The sequence below is a fragment of the Pseudomonas sp. SbOxS1 genome (genome assembly GCF_013416725.1).
Lineage (GTDB): Bacteria > Pseudomonadota > Gammaproteobacteria > Pseudomonadales > Pseudomonadaceae > Aquipseudomonas.
On record NZ_JAAVXC010000014.1, the window covers coordinates 1 to 25,763 of the forward strand.

At 60.8% G+C, this 25,763-nt stretch carries 18 protein-coding genes; 11 read left to right on the top strand and 7 right to left on the bottom strand.

Annotation, left to right across the window (positions count from 1 at the left end):
- Window positions 1-240: 240 nt before the first annotated feature.
- From recC to HFK74_RS15900, 4 genes are all read left to right on the top strand, one after another.
- The gene (gene recC, locus HFK74_RS15885) at window positions 241-3,693 is read left to right on the top strand and encodes an exodeoxyribonuclease V subunit gamma (protein ID WP_180204327.1); all 3,453 of its coding nucleotides are present in this window, start codon (window positions 241-243) and stop codon (window positions 3,691-3,693) included.
- On the top strand, window positions 3,690-7,382 hold the full coding sequence (gene recB / locus HFK74_RS15890; protein WP_180204328.1) for an exodeoxyribonuclease V subunit beta: 3,693 nt from the start codon (window positions 3,690-3,692) through the stop codon (window positions 7,380-7,382). Before recC ends, recB begins: the two co-directional genes overlap by 4 nt.
- The gene (gene recD / locus HFK74_RS15895) at window positions 7,379-9,478 is read left to right on the top strand and encodes an exodeoxyribonuclease V subunit alpha (protein WP_180204329.1); all 2,100 of its coding nucleotides are present in this window, start codon (window positions 7,379-7,381) and stop codon (window positions 9,476-9,478) included. Before recB ends, recD begins: the two co-directional genes overlap by 4 nt.
- 225 nt (window positions 9,479-9,703) lie before the next feature.
- The gene (locus HFK74_RS15900) at window positions 9,704-10,714 is read left to right on the top strand and encodes an acyltransferase (protein WP_180204330.1); all 1,011 of its coding nucleotides are present in this window, start codon (window positions 9,704-9,706) and stop codon (window positions 10,712-10,714) included.
- Window positions 10,715-10,730: 16 nt separating this feature from the next.
- On the opposite strand, the gene HFK74_RS15905 is transcribed toward HFK74_RS15900, so the two are convergent.
- Window positions 10,731-11,678 (bottom strand): LysR family transcriptional regulator, encoded by a 948-nt coding sequence (locus tag HFK74_RS15905; RefSeq protein ID WP_180204331.1) that lies wholly within the window; start codon window positions 11,676-11,678, stop codon window positions 10,731-10,733.
- A gap of 149 nt (window positions 11,679-11,827) precedes the next feature.
- On the opposite strand from HFK74_RS15905, the gene HFK74_RS15910 reads away from it, so the two are divergent.
- Both HFK74_RS15910 and mmsB read left to right on the top strand, forming a co-directional pair.
- A complete protein-coding gene (locus tag HFK74_RS15910; RefSeq protein ID WP_180204332.1) occupies window positions 11,828-13,354 on the top strand; it encodes a CoA-acylating methylmalonate-semialdehyde dehydrogenase in 1,527 nt (508 codons plus the stop codon).
- A gap of 10 nt (window positions 13,355-13,364) precedes the next feature.
- Window positions 13,365-14,252 (top strand): 3-hydroxyisobutyrate dehydrogenase, encoded by an 888-nt coding sequence (gene mmsB / locus HFK74_RS15915; protein WP_180204333.1) that lies wholly within the window; start codon window positions 13,365-13,367, stop codon window positions 14,250-14,252.
- A gap of 171 nt (window positions 14,253-14,423) precedes the next feature.
- Here mmsB and HFK74_RS15920 read toward each other — a convergent pair whose 3' ends face one another.
- Complete coding sequence (locus tag HFK74_RS15920; protein WP_007946320.1) at window positions 14,424-14,768, bottom strand: cupin domain-containing protein; 345 nt, start codon at window positions 14,766-14,768, stop codon at window positions 14,424-14,426.
- A 275-nt stretch (window positions 14,769-15,043) separates the two neighbouring features.
- On the opposite strand from HFK74_RS15920, the gene kynB reads away from it, so the two are divergent.
- Both kynB and kynA read left to right on the top strand, forming a co-directional pair.
- Window positions 15,044-15,709 carry an arylformamidase gene (gene kynB, locus HFK74_RS15925; protein WP_180204334.1) on the top strand — a complete coding sequence of 222 codons (666 nt, stop codon included), beginning with the start codon at window positions 15,044-15,046 and terminating at the stop codon, window positions 15,707-15,709.
- Window positions 15,706-16,560, top strand: a complete 855-nt coding sequence (gene kynA, locus HFK74_RS15930) for a tryptophan 2,3-dioxygenase (protein WP_180204335.1) — start codon at window positions 15,706-15,708, stop codon at window positions 16,558-16,560. The genes kynB and kynA overlap by 4 nt, the downstream gene beginning before the upstream one ends.
- 63 nt (window positions 16,561-16,623) lie before the next feature.
- Here kynA and HFK74_RS15935 read toward each other — a convergent pair whose 3' ends face one another.
- The 4 genes from HFK74_RS15935 to antA are packed head-to-tail and all read right to left on the bottom strand — an operon-like array spanning window position 16,624 to window position 20,994.
- Window positions 16,624-18,027: an amino acid permease gene (locus HFK74_RS15935; RefSeq protein WP_180204336.1), complete on the bottom strand. Its 1,404-nt coding sequence runs from the start codon at window positions 18,025-18,027 to the stop codon at window positions 16,624-16,626.
- Window positions 18,028-18,070: 43 nt separating this feature from the next.
- Window positions 18,071-19,093 (bottom strand): anthranilate 1,2-dioxygenase electron transfer component AntC, encoded by a 1,023-nt coding sequence (antC, locus tag HFK74_RS15940; protein WP_180204337.1) that lies wholly within the window; start codon window positions 19,091-19,093, stop codon window positions 18,071-18,073.
- Between the two features lie 18 nt (window positions 19,094-19,111).
- The gene (gene antB / locus HFK74_RS15945; protein ID WP_180204338.1) at window positions 19,112-19,603 is read right to left on the bottom strand and encodes an anthranilate 1,2-dioxygenase small subunit; all 492 of its coding nucleotides are present in this window, start codon (window positions 19,601-19,603) and stop codon (window positions 19,112-19,114) included.
- Window positions 19,603-20,994 (bottom strand): anthranilate 1,2-dioxygenase large subunit, encoded by a 1,392-nt coding sequence (gene antA, locus HFK74_RS15950; protein ID WP_180204339.1) that lies wholly within the window; start codon window positions 20,992-20,994, stop codon window positions 19,603-19,605. Before antA ends, antB begins: the two co-directional genes overlap by 1 nt.
- A 377-nt stretch (window positions 20,995-21,371) precedes the next feature.
- Here antA and HFK74_RS15955 point away from each other — a divergent pair, with 377 nt between their 5' ends.
- Complete coding sequence (locus HFK74_RS15955) at window positions 21,372-22,385, top strand: helix-turn-helix domain-containing protein (protein ID WP_180204340.1); 1,014 nt, start codon at window positions 21,372-21,374, stop codon at window positions 22,383-22,385.
- Window positions 22,386-22,397: 12 nt separating this feature from the next.
- Here HFK74_RS15955 and HFK74_RS15960 read toward each other — a convergent pair whose 3' ends face one another.
- Window positions 22,398-22,871, bottom strand: a complete 474-nt coding sequence (locus tag HFK74_RS15960; protein WP_180204341.1) for an Lrp/AsnC family transcriptional regulator — start codon at window positions 22,869-22,871, stop codon at window positions 22,398-22,400.
- 175 nt (window positions 22,872-23,046) lie between these two features.
- Between HFK74_RS15960 and kynU the strand changes: the two genes are divergently transcribed.
- Both kynU and HFK74_RS15970 read left to right on the top strand, forming a co-directional pair.
- Window positions 23,047-24,297 (top strand): kynureninase, encoded by a 1,251-nt coding sequence (kynU, locus tag HFK74_RS15965; protein WP_180204342.1) that lies wholly within the window; start codon window positions 23,047-23,049, stop codon window positions 24,295-24,297.
- 103 nt (window positions 24,298-24,400) lie between these two features.
- On the top strand, window positions 24,401-25,714 hold the full coding sequence (locus HFK74_RS15970; RefSeq protein WP_180204343.1) for an OprD family porin: 1,314 nt from the start codon (window positions 24,401-24,403) through the stop codon (window positions 25,712-25,714).
- Window positions 25,715-25,763: the final 49 nt, after the last annotated feature.

Genomic DNA, 25,763 nt, shown 5'->3' on the forward strand with positions numbered 1-25,763 from the left:
TCAAGATTAAATTCCAAAACCCCTATCTGCGCATGCAGGTAGGGGTTTTGTTTTTGTGCTCCGTTTTTCTGTAGGAGCGAGCCTGCTCGCGATGAACCTGAGTACGCCACGGGGTGTCAGGTTTCCCGCGTCATCGTTGACGACCATCGCGAGCATGCTCGCTCCTATCTCCTACAAATGAAGCCAATCGCCTTCAATGTTAAAGTCGCCCCTCGATTTGCGCTTTCCAAGGAAGCCTTTATGCCGGACGCAACGTCCCTCAGTGCTGGTTTTATGGTGGTCCATGGCAATCGCCTGGACGAGTTACGCAGCCTGGTAGTGAGCTGGATGCGGCGCTACCCGCTGGCTCCCCTGGAAAATGAAATCGCCCTGGTGCAGAGCAACGGCATCGCGCAATGGCTGAAGCTGGCACTGGCAGAAGACGCTGAAGATGACGACATGGGCGGCTGCGGAATCGCCGCCGCCATCGATGTGCAGCTCCCCGGCAGCTTCATGTGGCAGCTCTACCGGATGGTCCTGGGTCGCGACGAAATCCCGGCCAAGTCGCTGCTGGATAAAGCCCCCCTGACTTGGCGCCTGATGCGGTTGTTGCCACAGTTGATCAATCAGCCACACTTCGAGCCGCTACAGCGGTTTCTTACCCATGACCCCGATTTGCGCAAACGCTATCAACTGGCTGAGCGACTCGCGGATCTGTTCGACCAGTACCAGGTGTACCGCGCCGATTGGCTCGAAGACTGGGCGCAAGGTCGTCACCAGTTACGTAACGGCAGGGGCGAAGCCAAGCCGCTGACCGCGGCCAATGCCTGGCAGGCAGAGTTGTGGCGCGCACTGTTGCTGGATGTCGGTGAAGAGGGGATGGCGCAAAGCCGTGCCGGCGTGCATCAGCGGTTTATCGAACGCATCAACAGTCTCGACGTTGCTCCGGTCGGTTTACCGTCCCGGGTCATCGTGTTCGGCATCTCCTCGCTACCCGCCCAAGCGCTCGAGGCCCTGGCCGGGCTGGCCCGGTTCAGCCAGGTTCTGCTGTGCGTGCACAACCCCTGCCGTCACCATTGGGCGGACATCGTCGCCGACAAAGACCTGCTGCGCCATCAATACAAACGTCAGGCGCGCAAGAGCGGCATGCCGGGCGTGCTCGACCCGCAAACCCTGCATCAACACGCCCATCCTTTACTGGCTGCATGGGGCAAGCAGGGGCGGGACTACATCAACCTGCTCGACAGCTACGACGATCCCAACAGCTATCGCTCGGCGTTTCGTGACGGGCGCATCGACCTGTTCAGTGACAGCCAGCCGCTGCACATGCTCAACCAGTTGCAGGACGACATCCTTGAGTTGCGCCCACTGGGCGAAACCCGTGAATGCTGGCCAGCCGTAGACCTGCAGAAAGATACGTCGATCCGTTTCCACATTGCCCACAGCGCCCAGCGCGAAGTGGAGATCCTGCACGATCAATTGCTCGCGCGCTTCAGCGCCGACTCACATTTGCGTCCCCGGGATGTGATTGTCATGGTCCCGGACATCGATGCCTATGCCCCGCACATCCGCGCGGTGTTCGGCCAACTGGAGCGCCACGATCCGCGCTTCGTACCCTTCACCCTCGCAGACCAGGGGCAGCGCGGCCGTGATCCGCTGCTGATTGCGGTGGAGCATCTGCTCAAGCTGCCGGACAGCCGTTTCCCGGTCAGCGAGATTCTCGACCTGCTGGACGTCCCCGCGCTCCGGGAGCGCTTCGGCGTAGAGGAACGCGACCTGCCAACCCTGCATCGCTGGATCGAAGGGGCGGGCATCCGCTGGGGGATGAATGCCGAGCAGCGTGCAGGCCTGGGCCTGCCTGAGGCACTGGAGCAAAACAGTTGGCGTTTTGGCCTGCGGCGGATGTTGCTCGGGTACGCCGTAGGCAGTTCCGGTGCCTGTGGCGGCATCGAACCCTACGACGAGATTGGTGGTCTGGACGCCGCGCTCATAGGCCCGCTGGTGGCGCTGCTGGATGCCCTGGAAATTGCCCATCACGAACTCTCTCGACCGGCCTCGCCCCAGCAATGGAGCCTACGTTTACAGGCGTTGGTGGCCCTGTTCTTCCGGGCCAGTAACGAGCACGACGAGTATTTGCTGACGCAGCTGGAAACGTTGCGCGAAACCTGGTTGGAGAACTGTGAGTCAGTCGGCTTGCAAGACGAACTGCCGCTGACCGTCGTCCGTGAAGCCTGGCTGGCCGGCCTCGATCAGGGGCGGTTGTCCCAGCGCTTTCTGGCCGGAGCGGTCAACTTCTGTACCTTGATGCCCATGCGCGCGATCCCCTTCAAGCTGGTGTGCCTGCTGGGGATGAACGATGGCGACTACCCGCGGGCACAGCCGCCACTGGACTTCGACCTCATGGGCAGCGACTACCGGCCCGGCGATCGCTCGCGGCGTGAGGATGACCGCTATTTGCTGCTGGAGGCCTTGTTGTCGGCACGCGATCAACTCTATGTGAGCTGGGTCGGTCGCAGCATTCGCGATAACAGCGAGCGCCCGGCATCGGTGTTGATCGGCCAGCTCCGTGACCACCTGGCCAGCGGTTGGCGATCGGCCGATGCCGAGCAAGACTTGCTTGAGGCCATGACCCAGGAACATCCGCTGCAACCCTTCAGTGCCCGTTACTTCCACCAGGGCGATGCCCTGTTCAGCTATGCGAGTGAGTGGCAGGTGCTCCATCAAGCCAGCGGGCCAGCGCCTGTTCACGGGATGCTCGATGCCCACGTCCAGGAGGAGCCGTTGAGTCTTGGGCAGTTGCAGGATTTCCTGCGCAACCCGGTGCGACATTTCTTCAGTCAGCGATTGAAGGTGTTCTTTGAAGCGGCCGAAGCGCCTTTGGCCGATGAAGAACCCTTTGTCCTCGATGCCTTGCAACGCTATGGCCTGAGCGACAGTTTGCTCGGCGCGGCACTGGCAGACCTGGATAACACCGACCGGGTGCTGGAGGCGCACGCCAGTCGCCTGCAAAACAGTGGGCTGCTGCCCATGGCGGGGTTTGGCGAATGCCTGCAACGCGAGCTGATCGAACCCTTGCCGGACCTGCTTGCACGTTATCAACAGCTCCTGGCCCTGTGGCCAACGCCCCTGACCAGTGCCCTGCCAGTCAATCTGCAAGTGGATGACCTGCGAATCGAGGGCTGGCTCAGCGGCCTGCATCAACGTGCTGACGGTGGCTTGCTGGCAGTCACGACGATCCCCAACAGCATCGGTTCGGTCAAGACCCGTAAATGGCATCGGCTGACACGGCCGTGGGTCAACCATCTGGTGGCGTGCGCCAGCGGCATGCCGATGACCACCGCCTTGGTGGCCAGTGACGACAGCCTGCTGCTCGACCCGATTGCACAGGACAGTGCCTTGCGTATCCTGGGTGATCTTTTGCTGGCATGGCAATCAGGCATGCGCCAACCGCTGCCGATTGCGGTCAAGACCGCCTTCGCCTGGCTTGGGCAAACCGATCCGGCCAAAGCCCAGGCCGCTGCCCGCAAGGCCTACGAGGGGGACGGTTTGACCACTGACGGTGAGCGCCGCGAAAGCGTGGCGCTCGCGCGGCAGTTCGCCGATTACGACGCCCTGGTCGCCGACGAGACGTTCGTCGACTGGTGCGACGCCCTGTATCGACCGCTGCTTGAGGCGCCTTGGCGTTCAGTGTCCAGTGAGGAAACCCGCCCATGACCACCCAGACACCCTTGGCCCTGGCGTTCCCGCTGCGTGGCAGTCAACTGATCGAGGCCAGTGCCGGGACCGGCAAGACCTTCACCATTTCCGCACTCTACCTGCGCCTGGTCCTGGGCCATGGCGCAGACCTCAATGGTTTCGGACGTGAACTGCTGCCGCCACAGATCCTCGTGGTGACCTTTACCGATGCAGCCACCAAAGAGCTGCGCGAACGTATTCGTACGCGCCTGGCAGAAGCCGCGCGCTTTTTCCGCGACGAAACGCCAGCCCCCGACGGGCTGATCGACCAGTTGCGGGAACAATACGCACCCGAGCAGTGGCCCGGCTGCGCCAATCGCCTGGACATCGCCGCGCAATGGATGGATGAGGCGGCGGTGTCGACCATCCACAGTTGGTGCCAGCGCATGTTGCGCGAGCATGCCTTTGACAGCGGCAGCCTGTTTACCCAGACCCTGGAAACCGACCACAGCGATCTGCTGGGTGAAGTCCTGCGCGACTACTGGCGGCTGTTCTGTTATCCGATGCAAGGCGATGCGTTGAACTGGGTGCGCAGCAATTGGGGCGGGCCGGCGGCTTTGTTGCCGCGAATTCGCGGGCTGTTCGCCAGCGAGCGCGACACCCTCAGCGGTAAAGAACCGGCGCAGTTGATCAGCGAATGCCTGCAGGCGCGGCGAGCCGCCTTGCTTGAACTCAAGAGGCCGTGGAGCCAGTGGGCCGACGAGTTGCTGGCCCTGTGTCACGAAGGTGTCGCCAGCAAGAGCGTCGACGGGCGCAAGATGCAGGCGCGGTATTTCGAGCCCTGGTTCGAGAAAATCAAAGCCTGGGCCGAAGACGAGTCCCTTGAACAACTGGACATCGGTACCGGCTTCACGCGACTGACCCCCGACGGCATGGCTGAAGCCTGGAAGAAGGGCCCCGCGCCGGATCATCCGGGGCTGGACGCGATGCCTGCACTCAAGGCCTGTCTCGATGGCTTGCCGACGCCCGATGCCGTCGTGCTGCAACACGCTGCCCATTGGGTGGGGGCGCGTTTCGAAGAGGAAAAGCGCCGTCGTGCGGAAATGGGCTTCGACGACATGTTGCTGCGCCTGGATGCGGCGCTGCAAAGCGATGGCGGCGAGCGCCTGGCGAGCTTGATTCGTGAACAGTTCCCGGTGGCGTTGATCGACGAATTCCAGGACACCGACCCGGTGCAGTACCGGATCTTCGAGAGCATCTACCGCATTGAAGACAACAGCCCCGACAGTGGACTGTTCCTGATCGGCGACCCGAAGCAGGCGATCTACGCCTTCCGCGGTGCCGACATCTATACCTACCTGCGTGCCCGTCAGGCGACCACTGGCCGCCTGCATACCCTGGGTACCAACTTCCGTTCGAGCCATGGCATGGTCAGTGCCGTGAACCATGTGTTCGACTATGCCGAGTCTCGCGAGTCGGGGCGCGGAGCCTTTCTGTTCCGGGAAAAAAATGGCGACAACCCGGTGCCGTTCCTGCCCGTCGAGTCCCAGGGGCGCAAAGAAGTCCTGCGCATCAATCATCAGGCAGTGCCGGCGTTGAACATCTGGCACCTGTCGGCTGAGCAGCCGTTGTCCGGCGCCGTCTACCGCCAGCAACTGGCCGCCGCCTGCGCCAGTGAAATCACTGCCTTGCTCAACGGCGGTCAACAAGGCCTTGCCGGGTTCGTGCGTGACGACCAGGCGCTGAAAGGCCTGATGCCCTCGGACATTGCCATCCTCGTGCGCGACGGCAAGGAAGCCCAGGCGGTGCGTAGCGAGCTCGCTGCCCGAGGCGTGCGCAGCGTTTACCTGTCGGACAAGGACTCGGTGTTCGCCGCGCAGGAAGCCCACGACGTGCTGACCTGGCTCAAGGCCTGCGCCGAGCCGGACGTCGAGCGGCCTCTGCGCGCTGCATTGGCCAGCATCACGCTGAATCTGTCGTTGACCGAACTTGCGCAGTTGAACCAGGACGAGCTGGCCTGGGAAGCGCGGGTCATGCAGTTCCGTCGTTATCGCGAACTCTGGCGCAAGCAGGGTGTGTTGCCGATGCTGCGACGCCTGCTGCATGACTTCAAGCTGCCCCAGGCATTGATGGCGCGCAGCGATGGCGAGCGCGTGCTGACCAACCTGTTGCACTTGTCCGAGTTGCTGCAGCAGGCGGCCGCCGAACTTGACGGCGAGCAGGCCTTGATCCGGCATTTGTCCGAGCACCTGGCCTTGTCGGGCCAGGCGGGTGAAGAGCAGATCCTGCGCCTGGAAAGCGATGAGCAACTGGTCAAGGTCGTGACCATCCACAAGTCCAAGGGGTTGGAGTACCCGTTGGTGTTCCTGCCGTTCATTTGCTCGGCCAAGCCGGTGGATGGCAGCCGCCTGCCGTTGCATTACCACGACGCCGCGGGCAAGGCCCAGGTGAGCTTGAACCCCACGGCCGAACTGATTGCCCTGGCCGATGACGAGCGCCTGGCCGAAGACCTGCGCCTGTTGTATGTGGCCCTGACCCGGGCGCAACACGCCTGCTGGCTGGGCGTGGCGGATCTCAAGCGTGGTAACGGCAACAGTTCGGTGCTGCACCTGTCGGCACTGGGGTATCTGTTGGGCGGTGGTGCCTGCCTGAACGAGTCGGCGGGTTTGCAGGCCTGGTTACGAGACCTGCAACAGGGCTGTCCGGCGATGGGCTATGGCGAAATGCCTGAGGCCACCTCCGAGCATTACCATCCTCCGAAGAACACCGCCGCGTTGCTGGCACCGTTGACGGTGCAACGCAAGGCCAGTGAAAACTGGTGGATTGCCTCCTACAGCGCCTTGCGCATCGGCGACAGCCTGAGCATCGGCAGTGACCAGGCGCCCGAAAGCCCGCAGGCACAGAAACTCTTCGACGACGAACGTCTCGACCCGCATGCCCCCCGGGAGATGGTAACCGGCGGTGCCGATATCCATCGATTCCCCCGTGGCCCGAACCCGGGCACCTTTCTCCATGGCTTGCTCGAATGGGCAGGCAACGAAGGTTTCGCCGTCACCCCACAAGCCGTGGAAGATGCTATTGGCCGTCGCTGCAACCGCCGTGGCTGGGAGGGCTGGATCAGCACGCTGAGTGAATGGTTGCAGCATCTGCTCAAGTCGCCTTTGCCGCTGGGCAGCGGCGAGGCCCCGGTGGTATTCGGGCAGTTGACCCAGTACCGTGTTGAAATGGAATTCTGGTTCGCCAGCCACAAGGTCGATGTGCTCAAGCTCGATGCCCTGGTGTGCCAACACACCCACAACGGCGTGCCGCGGGTGGCCGCCGAACCGGTGATGCTCAACGGCATGTTCAAGGGCTTCATCGACCTGACGTTCGAGCATGACGGCCGCTACTACGTCGCCGACTACAAATCCAACTGGCTCGGGGTCGACGACACGGCCTATACCGAACAGGCCATGGAACAGTCGATCCTCGACAACCGGTATGACCTGCAATACGTGCTGTACCTGCTGGCCTTGCATCGCCAGCTCAAGGCCCGACTTGCCGATTACGATTACGACCGGCATGTCGGAGGGGCTCTGTACCTGTTCTTGCGCGGCACCCGTGCGCCAAGCCAGGGCGTGTTTTTCGCCCGTCCGCCCCGGGCGCTGATCGAGCGCCTGGACCGCCTGTTCCAAGGCAAGCCGGAGCCCAGGGTCGAACCCGCCTGGGAACAGGGAGTACTGCTATGAACCGTACCTTCGCCGATGTGCTGTCGACGCCACTGAGCGCCGACAGCCTGGCGCAACTCACCCCATTGAGTCGTGCCGAAGACCTGTTGCTGCTGCTCACGCGCTGGGTCGAGCGCGGCTGGTTGCGAGCACTGGACAAGGCCTTCGTCGGCTTTCTCCACGAGCTGGCCCCGGACGATGATCCGCTGGTGCTGCTGGCGGCGGCGTTGACCAGTCACCAGCTGGGGCACGGGCATGTGTGCCTGGATCTGTTCGAGACCCTCAAGGAGCCGGATTTCGCCCTGTCGCTGCCACCGGAAGGCGACATGCAAGGTGGCGCGATGTTGCTGCCTTCGCAGCTGCTCGAAGCGCTGGATGGCGCCCATTGGTGCAAGGTGCTGGCCGCCAGCAGCCTGGTGGCATTGGCTGCGGACGAGCGCGACAGCGTGCAACAGCGGCCCCTGGTGTTGGCCGGCAAGCGCCTGTACCTGCGGCGCTACTGGGCCTACGAGCGGCGTATCGACAATGCCTTGCGTGAGCGCCTTGCAGTGCATGAGAGCGCACCGGATGATTTGTTGCAGCGCCTGACGGGGCTGTTCGGTCCGGCCAGGCCCGGTGAGGTCATCGACTGGCAGAAACTCGCCTGCGCCCTGGCGACGCGCAGTGCTTTCAGCATCGTCACCGGCGGCCCGGGAACCGGCAAGACCACCACGGTCGTGCGCTTGCTCGCTTTACTCCAGGCTCCGGCGGTAGAGGCGGGCAAGCCGCTGCGCATTCGTCTTGCCGCGCCCACCGGCAAGGCCGCGGCGCGGCTGACCGAGTCCATCAGTGCGCAAGTGCGCACGCTGAAAGTCTCTGAAGCCATCCGCGATAAAATCCCCTCTGATGTCACCACCGTGCACCGCCTGCTTGGCAGCCGCCCGGGGACGCGGCATTTCCGTCACCACGCCGGCAATCACTTGCCGCTGGATGTACTGGTGGTGGACGAAGCGTCGATGATCGACCTGGAAATGATGGCCAACCTGCTCGACGCACTGCCCGCTCATGCCCGCCTGGTGCTGCTGGGTGACAAGGACCAGCTGGCGTCGGTGGAGGCCGGTGCCGTGCTGGGCGATCTGTGTCGCGACGCCGAAGCGGGCTGGTATAGCCCGCAGACTCGCCAGTGGCTGCAGGCCGTCAGTGGCGAAAGCCTGGACGCCAGCGGATTGGAGGAAGATACCCAGGGCACCCATCCGCTGGCCCAGCAAGTGGTGATGTTGCGCCACTCGCGGCGATTCGGCGAAGGCAGCGGCATTGGCCAGCTGGCCCGTTGGGTGAACCAGCAACAGCCCACGCAAGCCAGGAAGTTGTTGGCGGCGCGAAGCCACGACGATGTGTTCTGCCTGTCCCTGCGCAATGAACAGGACCGCGCGCTGGAGCGCCTGTTGCTCGAAGGGCATGGTGAGGGGCCGCAAGGCTACCGCTACTACTTGAGCCTGCTGCGCAACCAGCGTCCAGCGCTCGATTGTCCCTTGGAAGACGCACGCTGGACCGATTGGGCCCGGGAGGTCCTGCAGGCATTCGACGCCTTCCAGTTGTTGTGCGCCGTGCGCAAAGGCCCTTGGGGCGTGGAAGGCTTGAACCAGCGGGTGACCGACGCCTTGCTGAAGGCACGGCTGATCGACAGTAACCAGCAGTGGTACGAAGGCCGGCCGGTGCTGATGACACGCAATGATTACGGCCTGGGCTTGATGAATGGCGACATCGGTATTGCCCTCAAGCTCCCCGAGCGCGAGGGGCCCGAAGCCGGCAAACCAGTGCTGCGGGTAGCCTTCCCGAGGAACGACGGACAGGGCGGTGTGCGCTTTGTGTTGCCCAGCCGCCTGAATGATGTCGAAACCGTGTACGCCATGACCGTGCACAAATCCCAGGGCTCGGAATTCGCCCACACCGCGTTGATCCTGCCCGACGCCCTGAACCCGGTGCTCACCAAGGAGCTGATCTACACCGGCATCACCCGGGCCAAGGACTGGTTCACATTGATCGAAACTCGCTCAGGCGTCTTCGAAGAAGCGGTGCGACGCCGGGTCAAACGCTTGAGCGGGCTGATGCTGGAACTCAAGGAGGCGAGCGACTGACAGCGCTCGCAGCGCATCTGCCAAAAAATTGGACGATACACTTCACGCCATGAAAGCAACGTCAAAAAACCAGTTATTCAGCAACTGGCTCGCGACAAAATTTTATCGTGGCGTGAAGTGTAAAGATCAGAAGGTGGCCTAGACTTCAGGCTTGAATGGTCTGGCTCCATGAGATTTTCACTGCTACGACTATTGGGTTTTCATATCCAAAGAGCGAATGCCAATATGAGTGATAGTTCCGTAGCAGGCTCTCGATTAAACGTACTTGATGGATGGCGCGGCATAAGTATCTTGCTGGTCCTGGCGTGTCACTTGCTACCACTTGGCCCAAAGTTTTTGCAGTTGAATTCCGCCGCTGGCGTCATGGGCATGGCTATATTTTTTACGTTGTCGGGTTTCCTGATAACAAGCTTTCTGCTCAATAACGACAGCGTCATTGATTTTCTGATTCGCAGGTTCTTTCGCATAGTGCCTCTCGCCTGGCTGTACATGGCAATAGTTTTGCCTATGATGAGCAGCCCTCCGGATTACTACATCGCAAACTTCTTGTTCTTTGCAAACTGGCCACCCATGTGGCTTGGCAATATAAACGGCCATCTATGGAGTTTGTGCATGGAGGTCCAGTTTTACTTGGCCATCGCGTTGCTGGTCGTTCTGATGAGGAAAAGGTGGATGGTGCTGATCCCTTTTCTCGCCATCGCCGTCACGACCTACCGAGTCATGAATGATGCCCATGTCGTCATCAATACCTATTACCGCATTGATGAAATACTGTCTGGCTGCATACTGGCGCTGATCTATCACAAAAGACTGGGTAGTAACCTTGTGAAAGCTCCAGCACAAATGCTGGTCGTGCAAATAACGTTGTTTGCCCTGTTTGTAGTATCCAGTCATCCCGACGGCGGCTTCATGAACTACTTGCGCCCCTATATTGCTGCGGCCATGGTGGGGAGCACATTACTCAATGGCCGGACATTCATTGCCCACGTTCTGAACAACCGCATTCTGTTTTATATCGCCACCATCTCCTACGCGCTCTACGTGGTTCATCCGTTGCTGGCGCATACCTGGCTGGGTAGCGGAGATACGGTCGTTAAATACCTGAAACGTCCGTTGTTGTTCGCCGCCATTTTCATAACCGCCCATATCTCGACCTTCTACTATGAAAAGTGGTGGATTGCTTTTGGCAAGACATTGTCCAGGAAAGTGGCTGGTCGCCAACCGGTTACAACCTGAACGTTTTTGAAGGTCGTCAGTCGGCGAACAGCATCTGCCGACTGTCCCCCATCAACAGTGCCTGGTTCTGCTCGGTCGCCGCGCGGATGTAATCCCACAACAGGGTAATCCGCTTGAGCTTCCTCAAATCCTCCCGGCAGTACATCCAGAACTGCCGGGTAATGTTGATTTCCTGCGGCAACACCGGCAGCAACCGTGGGTCCTGGGCGGCAAGGAAGCACGGCAGGATGGCCAGCGATCGTCCTTGCTGCGCGGCCACGAACTGCGCGATCACGCTGGTACTGCGCAAATTGGCGCTGGCGCCTGGGAGCACGTTGGCCAGGTACAGCAACTCGGAGCTGAACGCCAGGTCGTCGACATAACTGATGAACGCATGCTTGCCCAGGTCGGCGGGGCGGCGGATCGCCGGGTGTTTGTCGAGATATTGCTGGGTCGCATACAGCTGCAGGCGGTAGTCGGTCAGTTTGCAGCAGACATAGGGCCCGTGCTCCGGGCGTTCCAGGGCGATGACGATGTCGGCCTCGCGCTTGGACAGGCTGATGAAGTGCGGCAGCGGCAGGATGTCCACCGAAATCGCCGGGTAGGCATCGACGAAATGGCTCAGTTGCGGGGTAATGAAAAAGCTGCCGAAACCTTCGGTGCAGCCCATGCGCACATGGCCGGACAACGCCACCCCGGAGCCCGATACCTGTTCGCAGGCCATGTGCAGCGTACTTTCGATCGATTCGGCGTACCCCATCAGACGCTGGCCTTCGGCGGTCAGGACAAAGCCGCTGGTCCGGGATTTCTCGAACAGCAGGGTGCCCAGCGAAGCTTCCAGTGAACTGATGCGCCGCGACACGGTGGTGTAGTCGACGGCCAGGCGCTTGGCTGCTGTGCTGGCCTTGCGGGTACGGGAGACCTCAAGGAAAAACTTGAGGTCATCCCAGTTCAGCGAACCTAGAGACGTGATGTTTTTTTGCATGATGGACCGGCTTTTATGTGCGTTCTTATTAGAAGTTTGCACATCTATACTCCAAAAACAGCCCGATCACCAATTCGCGGCACACGCCTCATCGCAGGGTGACTGTTCGCCCTGGCTCCTGGAATAAAAACAAAGATTTGGAGACCCACATGAACGCTTCGCTTACGCCTAACGAAACCACCGTGCAAAAGGTCAAGCTGTTGATCGATGGCCAGTGGGTCGAATCCCAGACCACTGAGTGGCACGACATCATCAACCCGGCAACCCAGCAAGTGCTGGCCAAGGTGCCGTTTGCCACCGCTGAAGAAGTCGACGCTGCCATCGGCGCTGCCCATCGCGCCTTCCAGACCTGGAAGCTGACGCCGATCGGCGCGCGCATGCGCATCATGCTCAAGCTGCAGGCATTGATCCGCGAACATTCCAAGCGCATTGCGGCGGTCCTGAGCGCCGAGCAGGGCAAAACCATTGCCGACGCTGAAGGCGATATTTTCCGTGGCCTGGAAGTGGTCGAGCACGCGTGCTCCATCGGCAGCCTGCAAATGGGCGAGTTCGCTGAAAACGTGGCGGGCGGCGTGGACACCTACACCCTGCGTCAGCCAATTGGCGTTTGCGCTGGCATCACCCCGTTCAATTTCCCGGCGATGATTCCGCTGTGGATGTTCCCGATGGCCATCGCCTGCGGCAACACCTTCGTGCTCAAGCCGTCCGAACAGGACCCGATGTCGACCATGCTGCTGGTGGAACTGGCCATCGAGGCCGGCGTTCCGGCCGGCGTGCTCAACGTGGTGCACGGCGGCAAGGATGTGGTGGATGCGCTCTGCACCCACAAAGACATCAAGGCCGTTTCCTTCGTCGGTTCAACGGCGGTCGGCACTCACGTCTATGACCTGGCCGGCAAGCACGGCAAGCGCGTGCAATCGATGATGGGTGCGAAGAACCACGCCGTGGTCCTGCCCGATGCCAATCGCGAACAGGCGCTGAATGCGCTGGTGGGCGCCGGCTTCGGCGCGGCCGGTCAACGCTGCATGGCGACTTCGGTGGTGGTGCTGGTCGGCGCGGCCAAGCAATGGCTGCCAGACTTGAAGGCGCTGGCGCAGAAACTCAAGGTGAATGCTGGCAGCGAGCCGGGCACCGATGTCGGTCCGGTCATCTCGAAAAAGGCCAAGGCGCGAATTCTCGACCTGATCGAAAGCGGCATCAAGGAAGGCGCGAAACTCGAGCTCGATGGTCGCGAAATCACCGTTCCCGGTTACGAGAAGGGCAACTTCGTCGGCCCGACCCTGTTCTCCGGTGTGACCACTGACATGCAGATCTACACCCAGGAAATCTTCGGCCCGGTGCTGGTCGTACTGGAAGTGAACACGCTCGACGAGGCCATTGCCCTGGTCAACGCCAACCCGTTCGGTAACGGCACGGGCCTGTTCACCCAATCCGGTGCGGCGGCGCGCAAGTTCCAGAACGAAATCGACGTCGGCCAGGTCGGCATCAACATCCCGATTCCGGTGCCGGTCCCGTTCTTCAGCTTTACCGGTTCCCGCGGTTCCAAGCTCGGCGACCTGGGCCCGTATGGCAAGCAAGTGGTGCAGTTCTACACTCAGACCAAGACCGTCACCAGCCGCTGGTTCGATGACGACAGCGTCAACGACGGTGTGAACACCACCATCAATTTGCGTTAAGGAGCCGGACATGAACATCGCTTTTATCGGTCTCGGCAACATGGGCGCGCCGATGGCGCGCAACCTGATCAAGGCCGGCCATTCACTGCGCCTGGTCGACCTGAACAAGACCGTGCTGGCGGAGCTTGAGCAACTGGGCGGCAGCATTAGCGCTTCGGCCCGTGAGGCGGCGCAAGGTGCGGAACTGGTCATCACCATGCTGCCCGCTGCCGTGCATGTACGCAGCGTCTGGCTGGGCGAAGACGGTGTGCTCGCCGGTATCGGCAAGGGTGTACCTGCGGTGGATTGCAGCACCATCGATCCGCAGACCGCCCGTGACGTGGCCGTCGCCGCTGCCAAGCAGGGCGTGGCCATGGCCGATGCGCCGGTCTCCGGTGGCACCGGTGGCGCTGCGGCAGGGACCTTGACGTTCATGGTCGGTGCGACCCCGGAACTGTTCGCGACCCTGCAACCGGTGCTGGCACAAATGGGCCGCAACATCGTCCATTGCGGCGAAGTCGGCACCGGGCAGATCGCCAAGATCTGCAACAACCTGCTGCTGGGTATCTCCATGGTCGGCGTCAGTGAAGCCATGGCGCTGGGTGATGCCTTGGGTATCGACACCAAGGTGCTGGCGGGCATCATCAACAGCTCCACCGGACGTTGCTGGAGTTCGGAGATGTACAACCCGTGGCCGGGCATCGTCGAAACGGCACCGGCTTCGCGCGGCTACACCGGTGGCTTCGGCGCCGAGTTGATGCTCAAGGATCTTGGGCTGGCCACGGAAGCGGCACGTCAGGCGCACCAACCAGTGGTGCTTGGCGCGGTGGCGCAACAGTTGTATCAGGCGATGAGCCTGCGTGGGGAAGGCGGCAGCGACTTCTCGGCGATCATCAACAGCTATCGCAAACCGCAATAGCAAGACTGTGGCAAAAACTTGTGGGAGAGAGCCTGCTCGCGATAGGGCCGGCACATTCAACACTAATGGTGACTGATCCACCGCTATCGCGAGCAGGCACACACCCACAGTTACTGGATTGCCAGACACTTACCGGGAAATCACGTCGGGTGATTCCCCGGTTTTTTTGCATCAGGCAAACACGAAATACTTGCGCACGGTTTCCACCACTTCCCAGGTGCCTTTCATCCCCGGCTCAATGACAAAGATGTCACCGGCACGCAGGTGGATCGGCTCTTTTCCTTCCGGGGTGATGATGCAGTAGCCCTCGCGGAAGTCGCAGTATTCCCACTTCACGTATTCCACGTACCACTTACCCGGTGTGCAGATCCAGGTGCCCATGATCTTGCTGCCATCTTCGCTGGTGTAGGCGTTGAGGTTGACGGTGTGCGGGTCGCCTTCGAGTTTTTCCCATTTGCAGGCGTCGAGTACGGGCAGCGGATGGGTGTCGCGAAGAACGGTAATCGGTGCGGTCATGATGACTCCGGCGTTGGGGGAGAGCTGAAGTCGAACCCTATAGGGCCTGCCGGGGGACCAGTTGTCTGTGCTCGACATCGAGGTATCCAGAAACGCAGCGGCCGTCACCTGCTCGACGTCAGCTGGCGGCTGTGGAGCCATTGAAATTTCCCCTCGATAAACCGCCGATATCTGGCAGTTTGTGCGAAAGCCCCGGGCTTTTTCGAATGTTTTTGCAAGAACATGCACAGGTATCGCTCGTATCATTCACTTCGGAAAAGGCCGAGAGCTGTGCAATGAAAAAAACAATGTCGTGGTGGGACATCAGCCCGCCCTTGAGTACCGCAACACCGACCTGGCCGGGGGATACGCCGTTTCAGGAGGAGCGCGTCTGGACGTTGGGGCCTGAGTGCCCGGTAAACGTCGGGCGCATCACGCTGTCGCCGCACACCGGCGCCCATGTTGACGCGCCGCTGCACTACAGCAAGGACGGCGCGGCCATCGGCGATGTGCCCCTTGATGTGTATATCGGGCCTTGCCGGGTGCTGCATTGCCTGGGCAGCGACGCTCTGGTGCAACCCGGGCAACTGCAAGGTCGTTTGGCTAACCTGCCCGAACGCGTCCTGCTGCGCACCTATCAGCACGCACCGCTGACGACCTGGGACCCTGAATTCACCGCGGTCGCCAAAGACACCGTCGACCTGCTCGCCAGTCTCGGCGTGCGCCTGATCGGTATCGACACGCCGTCGCTGGACCCGCAGCAATCCAAGACCATGGATGCGCACAACGCCGTGGCGCGTCACGGCATGGCCATTCTCGAAGGCATCGTGCTCGATGACGTCCCGGAAGGGGATTACGAGTTGATCGCGCTGCCGCTGCGCTTTGCCAACCTCGACGCCAGCCCGGTCAGGGCGATCTTGCGTCCATTGAATTCACAGCCACATGAGGAGCCTGCTCAATGAGCCAATGCCCGTATTCGCCTGCTAATCAGACAGAGGAATGGCATAACGCCGAGCTGAATTTTTCCGACTCCATGAGCTACGGCGACTACCTGGACCTGGGGCGCATTCTCAGTGCCCAGCACCCGTTGTCGCCGGACCATAACGAGATGCTGTTCATCGTTCAGCACCAGACCTCCGAACTGTGGATGAAGCTGATGCTGCACGAGCTCAAGGCCGCCCGCGAACATGTTCGGTTGGGTGAGTTGCCGCCGGCCTTCAAGATGCTGGCGCGGGTCTCGCGGATCTTTGATCAGCTGGTGCATGCGTGGACGGTGCTGGCCACCATGACGCCCACCGAGTACCACTCGATCAGGCCTTTCCTGGGGCAATCGTCGGGCTTCCAGTCGTTTCAGTACCGTGAAATCGAGTTTATCCTGGGCAACAAGAGCGCGACGCTGTTGCGCCCCCACGCCCATCGGCCGGAGCTGTTGCAGGCACTCGAAAAAGCCATCGCCACCCCTTCGCTGTATGACGAAGCCATTCGCTTGATGGCCAACGCGGGACTGGCGATTGACCCGCAGCGTTTCGAGCGTGACCCGACCGGCCCGACGCAGCATGACGCCTCGGTCGAAGCGGCCTGGCGTGTGGTCTACAAGGATCCGTCGCGTTATTGGGATCTCTATCAACTGGCCGAGAAGTTCATCGATCTTGAAGATTCGTTCCGGCAGTGGCGCTTCCGCCATGTCACCACGGTCGAGCGGATCATCGGTTTTCAACCCGGCACTGGCGGCACTGAAGGGGTTGGTTATCTGCGCAAGATGCTCGATACCGTGCTGTTCCCGGAGTTGTGGCGGGTGCGTTCGACACTTTGATCTGACCGGAATTGAAAAGCCCCGGCATTCAATGAATGCCGGGGCTTTTTGTTGCGTGCAGGATTATTGCGCGACTGGTAAACCGCGGTTGCGCGCCACACGCATCCGGTAGAACACGTAGATGATCAACACCCACACCGGGATGGCGATGACCGAGGCGCGAATGCCCGGAATCATCCACATCACGCAGATGATCACGGCCATGAACGCCAGGCACAGGTAGTTGCTGTAAGGGAACCAGAACGACTTGAAGCTCGGCACGGTGCCTTGCTGGCCCATGATTTTGCGAAACTTCAGGTGGGTCAGGCTGATCAGCGTCCAGTTGATCATCAACGAGGCGACCACCAGGGCGAACAGCAACTCCAGCGCTTCATGGGGCGCCAGGTAATTGACCAGCACGGACAGCATCGTGATCAGCGCCGAGATGCCCAGCGCCCGCAGTGGCACGCCCTGTTTGTTCAGTTTCATCAGCGACTTCGGTGCATCGCCCTGTTCGGCCAGGCCGTAGAGCATGCGGCTGTTGCAGTAGACGCCGCTGTTGTAGACCGAGAGCGCTGCGGTGAGCACTACGAAGTTGAGGATGTGCGCGGCGGTGTCGCTGCCGATCAGCGAGAAGATCTGGACGAACGGGCTGCCGCTGTAGGCATCGCCGGACGCGCCGAGGGTCTGCAGCAGTTGATCCCAGGGGTACAGCGACAGCAGCACGGTGAGTGCGCCGACGTAGAAGATCAACACGCGGTAAACCACTTGGTTGATCGCCTTGGGAATCACCTTCCTCGGTTCGCTGGCTTCAGCGGCCGTGATGCCGACCAGTTCCAGGCCGCCGAAGGAAAACATGATGAACGCCATCGACATCAGCAGGCCGGTGGTGCCGTTGGGGAAGAAACCGCCGTGGCTCCACAGGTTACTGACCGACGCCTGCGGGCCTCCGGAGCCGCTGAACAGCATGTAGCAGCCCAGGACGATCATGCCGATGATTGCCACGACCTTGATGATCGCGAACCAGAACTCCATCTCGCCGAAGACTTTGACGTTCATCGTGTTGATCAGGTTGACCAGGACGAAGAACACCGCGGCGCTGACCCAGGTCGGGATCTCCGGCCACCAGAACTGCACGTACTTGCCGACGGCCGTCAGTTCGGCCATGCCCACCAGCACGTACAGCACCCAGTAGTTCCAGCCTGACAGGAATCCGGCAAAACCGTTCCAGTACTTGTGGGCGAAGTGACTGAACGAACCGGCCACAGGCTCCTCGACAATCATTTCGCCCAACTGGCGCATGATCAGGAAGGCGATGAACCCGGCAATCGCATAACCGAGGATCATCGACGGGCCAGCCGACTTGAGCACGCCTGCGGAGCCGAGGAACAGCCCGGTGCCAATCGCCCCGCCCAAGGCGATCAGTTGAATATGTCGATTTTTCAACCCTCGCTTGAGCGTTCCCTGTTGCAAGATTTCATCCGCCATCTCGTTCCCTTCTGGTTATTGTTGTCAGGCCTGATTTGAAAGATCAGATATTACTCTCGGTGAACTTTTCGTAATACAGGTGAACGCTGTCCAGTGCCTGGGTCTGCGACCAGTCCTTGATCGACTCGACCATCGGCGGTGGACCACAGACGTACATGTCGACCGGCGCGTCGCGCAGTTCACTGAGGTCGAAGTGCTCGGCAATGTAGCCGCGCTTGCCCGTCCACTGTGGCGATGGATCGCTGACGACTTCGGTGTAGCGAAACCCCGGAAGGTGTTCGGCATAGGCCTCGATCCGTGCGCGTTCGCACAGGTCGGCAGCGTCGCGCACGCCGTAGTACAGGTGCACCGGCTGCGCGCAGCCGCGTTCGGCGAGGTCGTCGAGCATGCCCAGCAGTGCGGACAGCCCGGTGCCGCCGGCCACCAGGATCAACGGTTTGGCCACATGCCGCAGGTAGAACGCACCCAGCGGTGCCTCGAGCATGATTTCGTCGCCCACGCGGCAGCGCTCCCGGATGTAGTTGCTCATCACGCCGTCGGGCAGCAGGCGAATCAGGAACTGCAGTTGATTACGGCTATCGGGGCGGTTGGCGAATGAATAGGAACGCAGGCTTTGCGTACCCGGAACCCGTAGCCGCGCGTATTGCCCCGGCAGATAGTCCAGCGCCTGGTTTGCAGTGCCCAGGTCCAGGTGCAGGATCGCCGTGCTCGCCGAAATCTGCCGCACATCAGTGACCGTCGCGCTGTGGCGATCGGGGCCGCTGGCGTTGCACAGGCTGGAAGCGAAGTCGAAGTAAAACGCCGCATCGGACTTCACCCGGGTCTGGCAGGTGAGCATCTTGCGTTGCTGCAGGTCCAGGCTGGAGAGCGCTTCCTCGTCCACGTAATCCTGGCTGTAGTCGCCCGATTCACAGCGACCCTGACAGGTTCCGCAGACACCTTCGCGGCAATCCAGAGGTATATTGATGCCGTTGCGCAGGGCGGCGTCGAGCAGGATTTCGTTGGGTTGCACGGGAAAGAACAGGGTTTTGCCGTCGGCAAAGCTGAACGCTACTTTGTGATTCATGCCTCGGTCTCCATGGATTCAGAGGTGGTAGAAGTCGAGTACCGAGTTGATGGTGTCGTTGAGCAGCAGCACATGCTTGCGCCTGATCAGCCAGCTGTCGGCGTGGGGCTTGAGCCGGTAGGTCGCGCGGCCATAGAACTGCTCGGAGGTGGCCAGGCGATAGAACAGCGTGTGCCAGTTCAGGCGCACCTCCAGTTCACCGTTTTCCAGTTCGCCGATGCGCACGTTGTTGATCAGGTGCAAGGTGCGCGGCATCGGCGTCGACGACGCTGACTTGCCCGTGCGCAGGCGGAACACGCGATCTTCCAGGCCTGAACGGTTGGGGTAGTAGATCAGCGACATTTCGCGTTTGGGGTCACGGGTGTAGACGTGTTCCGAGTCCCATTGCGGCAGGTGGAATTCACTTTGCTCGTCGAACAGCTTGAGGTAGGCGTCCCAATCCTGGGCATCGCAGAGTTCGGATTTGCGGTAGAAAAACTGTTCGATCTGGTACTGCAATTGCGCATTCATCATTGCACCTCACGGAGTTTCAGGGATTTCGCGTCCAGGCCATCGAGCAGGAATTTCTGCCAGTTGCCGTGCTGGTTGACGTAGAGCCCTTCGTGGGTGAATTCGGTGCCGGTCATGGCCGGGGCAATGCCGATCGACTCGCTGTTGGACGTGGCGCCGGTGGCCCATCGATGACTGCCGCGGGAAATGTCGCTCCAGCGCTCCAGGCGCGCCTGGAAACCGCGCTGGGCTTCACGGAACTCCACCAGGTCGTCCGGTGTGCCCAGGCCCGACACGTTGAAGAAATCCTCGAACTGGCGAATGCGGTTTTCGCGGTCGGCGTCCGATTCGTTTTTCACCCCCAGGCACTGGCTGATGATCTCGGTCTTGTTCCAGGCCACCGGACGGATGATGCGCAATTGCGAGCTGATCTGGTCGAGGAAAAACAGGCTCGGGTAGATGTTCAGGTTGCGCAGGCGATGCATCATCCATTCGGCCTTTTCCTGGCCGTGTTCTTCGACCAGGCGCGGCATGATCGTGGCGTAGCCTGAGCGCACCGTCGGGTTCGGCATGTCACTGAACAAGACGCTGTGACCATTGTTGAAGGCGAACCAGCCGTCATCGGTATTGGCATCGCCGGCACCGAGCTTGCTGTAGTCCAGGGTGCTGCCGCTGCTGGTGCCGTTATCGCTGTTGACCTGCTGGCGATGCTGCACCGTGGCCACGTAGTTGTAGTGCACCGTGCTGACGTGATAGCCGTCGAGGCCGTTTTCGTTCTGCAGTTTCCAGTTGCCGTCGTAGGTGTAGGCCGACTTGCCGGGCAGCACTTCCAGCTCACCGGTTGGCGACTGGGCGACCATCATGTCGAAGAACACCTTGGCGTCGCCGAGGAAGTCTTCAAGGCTGTTGTCGGCGTGAACATCGAGGCTGATGAACACGAAACCCTTGTAGCTCTCGATACGGGCCTTTTTCAGGCCGCGGGTGGCCTTGTCGAAACCTTCCGGATACTCGCCCGGCGCCTTGACCTTCACCAGGCGCCCGTCGCTCTTGTAGCACCAGGCATGGAACGGGCAGGTGAACGTCGACTGGTTGCCCTTGCCGACGCGGGTCAGGGTCGTGCCGCGATGCTGGCAGGCGTTGATCAATGCGTTGAGTTGGCCGTCGCCGTCGCGGGTAATGATCATCGGCTGACGGCCGGCGCGCATCGTGACGAAGTCGTGGTTGTTGGCCAGCTCGCTTTCATGGCAGGCGTAGATCCAGTTCTTCTCGAAGATCAGTTCCATTTCCAGATCGAACAGCTGCGGTTCGGTGAACATGTCCCGGGCGATGCGGAACACGCCTTCTGCCGGACGGAAATCCAGGCAGCCCTGGATAAACGCTTTCCACTGCTCGACGTTTTTTTCGCCACTCATGGGTGTGTACCTGTTTTTTATTGGGGCTAATCGGTGCGCTCATTAGAGGGAGTGGGGCGGGTGGGGGTCTATCCGGTTTGTGGGCGAAGGCAGTCCGTAAAGTTTGTCGGGTAACACGCGCACGGTACCAAGCTGGGCAGCGACTACCCAAACAGCGCGCCAAACGATGAACGGCTGCACCTGTTTGCAGCAATCAGGTACTGTTTTGCGCAACGTCGAGTGCCTGTTGGGTCGCGTTCATCGGCTGCGTTATCCGCATAGTCGAGGATTGCTATCCGCTCAGTTGGCGTTGGTGTTTTGTGGCCTGGAACTTGCCTTTTCCAAGCCAGAGACGCGCCGTCAGAGCGCGCTGAAAAATAGCCCGTAGGTGCACCGTGATGAACAGCAAGACCGATCCGCAGTGTCGCGACATTCGTGTCGACAGCGACGACCTTGAGGCCGCGAGAAGCTGGATGTCCGGAATTTGCGGGCCGCATCGACTCGTGACCACGACGCCCGAGCGCATCCGCTTCCATCACAGCGCCAACATGTTCAAGTCGATGGCCACGACGCTGGGCACTATCGAATACGGCACCGATGTCACCATCGATATCGAAGACCCCGAGCACTTCAGCAGCTACAGCCTGAGCCTGCCCCTGGTGGGCGAGCAGGAACTCAGCAAGAACGGTAGCGTGGTGAAGTCCGACCGCGACCAGGGCGTGATCATTTCGCCGAATGAAAACCAGTTGCTGGCGATTTCCGGCGACTGCCGTAAAGTCCAGGTGGTGATCACCCGCGTTGCCATGAGCGAGTCCCTGGAAGGCTTGCTGCAGCGGCCGCTGGATGCGCCGCTGCGCTTTGAACCGGTGATGGATGCGGTCGACGGCGCGTCGGCGTCCTGGTGGCGCATGGCGCGCTATTTCATCGCCGAGCTGGAACGCAGCAGCGAACTCTACGAGCAAGTGGCCTTCACCCGGGACATTGAAAGCTCGCTGATCAAAGGCTTGATCTTCGCCCAGCCGAACAATTATTCAGAAGAGTTGCGCGAGGTGCTGGGTACAAAGTTGCCGCACTACCTGATCCGGGCGCGGCAATACATTCACGACAATGCTCGCGAGGCCTTGCACCTGGAGGACATCGAAGCCGCCGCCGGGGTTTCGCGCTTCAAGCTGTTCGAGGCGTTCAAGAAGTACTTCGCGTTGTCGCCGATGGTCTACCTGAAGAAATACCGCTTGAACGGTGTGCGCCAGGAGATTCTCGAGCACGGCTCGGCGCGCAATATTTCCGCGATCGCCATGGGTTGGGGCTTCACCCATTTGGGGCGTTTTTCCGCGGAGTACCGCAAGCTGTTCGACGAGTCCCCGAGCATGACCCTGCAGCGAAATGAAGCCCGGCGCATGCGCGGCTTATGAGCGATTCGGCCCTTACTTGCGCACTACCAGGTCCAGCAACTCTTCACGCTCCTTGATTTTCTGCAGGACGATTTCCGAGCGGATATCGGTGACCCCCGCCGTGCGGTTCAAGTGGTTGACGATGAAATCGGAGAAGTGCTTGAGGTTGCGCGCCTGGACCCGCAGCACATAGTTGCTCGCGCCCGTAATCACGTACGCGGTGACCACTTCCGGCCACGACTGGACCTTCTTGATGAAGGTCTCGTGCCAGTCCTCGACGTCCTGTCGCAATGACACGTGGACGATGGCTTCCAGTTCGATTCCCAGCCGTTCGGCATTCAGCACGGCGCGATAGCCCGTGATGATTCCCTCGCTTTCCAGCAGGCGTAAGCGGCGCAGACAGGCTGACGGCGACAGGGCGACTTTCTCCGCCAGTTCCTGGTTGCTGATACGGCCATCCTGTTGCAGTTGATGGAGGATTCGCAGGTCTGTCGCGTCGAGATTCATGGTTGGTGTAAATCCGCGTTTATAGGTGTTGGATTCGAATTTTGTGCGAAATAACTACCCTATAGCCGCTTACTTTGCACGAAAATTCTCCAAAGCTTCGTTCATTATCTCTCCACGAAAAAGGGGCCGACAACGCCTGAAAAAACGCTTCGACCTTCAAGGAACAGGACACCCGATGACAACAAGAAACGATTGCCTGGAACGTGATGCCCAGGACTCTCTCGCGCCGCTACGCCAGCAATTTGCGCTACCCGACGGTGTGATTTATCTCGATGGCAACTCGTTGGGCGCACGACCGGTCGCGGCATTGGCGCGTGCCCAGGAAGTGATTGCCCAAGAGTGGGGCGATGGCCTGATCCGCAGCTGGAACAGTGCCGGTTGGCGCGATCTGTCCGAGCGCCTGGGTAACCGCCTGGCCGGGTTGATTGGCGCCCGTGACGGTGAAGTGGTGGTGACCGACACGACCTCGATCAACCTGTTCAAGGTACTCAGTGCCGCGCTGCGGGTGCAAGCCACAAGGTCGCCAGCACGGCGGGTGATTGTCACCGAAACCAGTAACTTCCCCACCGACCTGTACATCGCCGAAGGCTTGGCCGACATGCTGCAGCAGGGTTATACCCTGCGCCTGGTCGACAGCCCTGAAGAGCTGCCGCAAGCGATTGACCAGGACACGGCGGTGGTGATGCTCACCCACGTCAACTACAAGACCGGCTACATGCACGACATGCAAGCGCTGACCGCGCTGACCCATGAGTGTGGGGCGCTGGCCATCTGGGACCTGGCGCATTCCGCTGGCGCGGTGCCGGTCAACCTGCATCAGGCGGGTGCCGACTACGCCATCGGCTGCACCTACAAGTACCTCAACGGCGGTCCGGGTTCGCAGGCGTTTGCCTGGGTCTCGCCGCAGTTGTGCGATCTGGTGCCGCAGCCGCTGTCCGGTTGGTTCGGCCACTCGCGGCAGTTCGCCATGGAGTCGCGCTACGAGCCGAGCAGCGGCATCGCTCGTTACCTGTGCGGCACCCAGCCGATCACTTCGTTGGCGATGGTCGAGTGCGGGCTGGATGTGTTCGCCCAGACCGACATGGCCAGCTTGCGTAGCAAATCCCTGGCCCTGACGGACTTGTTCATCGAGTTGGTCGAGCAGCGTTGCGCGGCTCACGAACTGAAGTTGATCACGCCGCGCGAGCACGCCAAACGTGGCAGTCACGTGAGCTTCGAGCACCCCGAAGGCTATGCAGTGATCCAGGCCTTGATCGAGCGGGGCGTGATCGGCGATTACCGCGAACCGCGAATCATGCGCTTCGGCTTTACCCCGCTGTACACGACCTTCACCGAGGTCTGGGATGCGGTGCAGATCCTGGGCGAGATTCTCGATCAGAGCACCTGGGCGCAAGCGAAGTTCCAGGTTCGCCACAGCGTCACCTGATACCTGCGTTGCCGAGGTCTTGCTGCTGGATTTCCTGGCGGCAGGGCCTCGATCGCCATCGATAAAGAGTTCTGTGCAATCACAATAATAAGGAGCACGCAGAATGAGACTGTCCCCCTGGCCTGCCTTGTCGCTCGCCATCAGCAGTGGCTTTGGGCAAATGGCCTATGCCGCCCCAGACAACGGGTTCGTCGAAGACAGCAGCCTGACCCTGACCAACAGTAACTTCTATTTCTACCGCAACAACCTCAACAACCCTGGCGGGCAGAATTATCGGGATGAATGGGCCCACGGGATCATGCTCGATTTCCGCTCCGGGTACACCCAAGGCACGGTTGGGTTTGGAGTCGATGCCTATGCGCAGTTGGGTCTCAAACTCGACAGCGGCAAGGGACGCACGGGCACCGGTTTGCTGCCGGTCGATTCTGACGGTCGCCCCGAGGATGAATACTCGGAAGCCGGTGGCGCGGTGAAGGCGCGGATCTCCCAGACCGAACTCAAGTACGGCAACCTGACCCCGCTCAACCCGGTGTTCGGCACCGGCAATGCGCGACTGTTCACCAGTGTTGCCACCGGCTTCCAGCTGACCAGCAATGAGCTCAAGGCATTGCAACTGGACATCGGTCATTTCACCTCTGGCAACGACAGTAACTCGACCAATGCCGATGGCGCGCTGAAAGCGCTGTACGCTGGCGTGGAAACCCGCAGCGTCGATTATCTGGGCGGCAGTTACGCCCTGAGCGATCAACTGAACGTCAGCCTCTACGGTTCGCAGTTCACCGACATCTGGCGCCAGTACTACGCCAATGGCAACTATACCTTTGCCCTGGGTGAAGGTCAGTCGCTGAACCTGGATTTCAACCTCTATCGCACCAACGACGATGGCCAGAGCCTGGCCGGCAAGATCGACAACACCACCTGGTCGCTGGCCACCGCCTACAAGTTCGGTGCCCATCGATTGACCCTGGCTTATCAACAGGTCGATGGCGATGAGCCGTTCGATTACCTGGGTTTCGACCAGCAGCCAGGCACTTCGATTTTCCTCGCCAACTCGGTTCAGGTGCTCGACTTCAACGCCCCCAACGAGCGTTCATGGCAACTGCGCTATGACCTGGACATGGCGGCCTTCGGCGTGCCGGGCCTGAGCTTCATGTCGCGTTACGTCAGCGGTGATCATATCGACGACAGCCATTACGACGGTGGTCCCAACGGCGCCTATGGTCGCTACGGCGATGACGGCAAGCGCTGGGAGCGCGACATCGAGGCGCGCTACGTCGTGCAGTCGGGCAAGGCCAGGGACCTGTCGGTGCGGGTGCGCCAGGCCAGTGTGCGGTCGACCGCGCAAGTGGCGCGTGCCGACACCACGGACAACAACGAAGTCCGCGTCATCATCGAGTATCCACTGAGTATTTTCTGATCCGTGTCCTGTTGTGCGTGGCTGATCCCCACCGGGTAAAAACCAAGAC

What these genes read in the sequence shown, in the direction of transcription:
- recC (WP_180204327.1), top strand. Translation starts at nt 241, where the DNA reads ATGCCGGACGCAACGTCCCTCAGTGCTGGTTTTATGGTGGTCCATGGC.
- recB (WP_180204328.1), top strand. Translation starts at nt 3,690, where the DNA reads ATGACCACCCAGACACCCTTGGCCCTGGCGTTCCCGCTGCGTGGCAGT.
- recD (WP_180204329.1), top strand. Translation starts at nt 7,379, where the DNA reads ATGAACCGTACCTTCGCCGATGTGCTGTCGACGCCACTGAGCGCCGAC.
- HFK74_RS15900 (WP_180204330.1), top strand. Translation starts at nt 9,704, where the DNA reads ATGAGTGATAGTTCCGTAGCAGGCTCTCGATTAAACGTACTTGATGGA.
- HFK74_RS15905 (WP_180204331.1), bottom strand. Translation starts at nt 11,678, where the DNA reads ATGCAAAAAAACATCACGTCTCTAGGTTCGCTGAACTGGGATGACCTC.
- HFK74_RS15910 (WP_180204332.1), top strand. Translation starts at nt 11,828, where the DNA reads ATGAACGCTTCGCTTACGCCTAACGAAACCACCGTGCAAAAGGTCAAG.
- mmsB (WP_180204333.1), top strand. Translation starts at nt 13,365, where the DNA reads ATGAACATCGCTTTTATCGGTCTCGGCAACATGGGCGCGCCGATGGCG.
- HFK74_RS15920 (WP_007946320.1), bottom strand. Translation starts at nt 14,768, where the DNA reads ATGACCGCACCGATTACCGTTCTTCGCGACACCCATCCGCTGCCCGTA.
- kynB (WP_180204334.1), top strand. Translation starts at nt 15,044, where the DNA reads ATGAAAAAAACAATGTCGTGGTGGGACATCAGCCCGCCCTTGAGTACC.
- kynA (WP_180204335.1), top strand. Translation starts at nt 15,706, where the DNA reads ATGAGCCAATGCCCGTATTCGCCTGCTAATCAGACAGAGGAATGGCAT.
- HFK74_RS15935 (WP_180204336.1), bottom strand. Translation starts at nt 18,027, where the DNA reads ATGGCGGATGAAATCTTGCAACAGGGAACGCTCAAGCGAGGGTTGAAA.
- antC (WP_180204337.1), bottom strand. Translation starts at nt 19,093, where the DNA reads ATGAATCACAAAGTAGCGTTCAGCTTTGCCGACGGCAAAACCCTGTTC.
- antB (WP_180204338.1), bottom strand. Translation starts at nt 19,603, where the DNA reads ATGAATGCGCAATTGCAGTACCAGATCGAACAGTTTTTCTACCGCAAA.
- antA (WP_180204339.1), bottom strand. Translation starts at nt 20,994, where the DNA reads ATGAGTGGCGAAAAAAACGTCGAGCAGTGGAAAGCGTTTATCCAGGGC.
- HFK74_RS15955 (WP_180204340.1), top strand. Translation starts at nt 21,372, where the DNA reads ATGAACAGCAAGACCGATCCGCAGTGTCGCGACATTCGTGTCGACAGC.
- HFK74_RS15960 (WP_180204341.1), bottom strand. Translation starts at nt 22,871, where the DNA reads ATGAATCTCGACGCGACAGACCTGCGAATCCTCCATCAACTGCAACAG.
- kynU (WP_180204342.1), top strand. Translation starts at nt 23,047, where the DNA reads ATGACAACAAGAAACGATTGCCTGGAACGTGATGCCCAGGACTCTCTC.
- HFK74_RS15970 (WP_180204343.1), top strand. Translation starts at nt 24,401, where the DNA reads ATGAGACTGTCCCCCTGGCCTGCCTTGTCGCTCGCCATCAGCAGTGGC.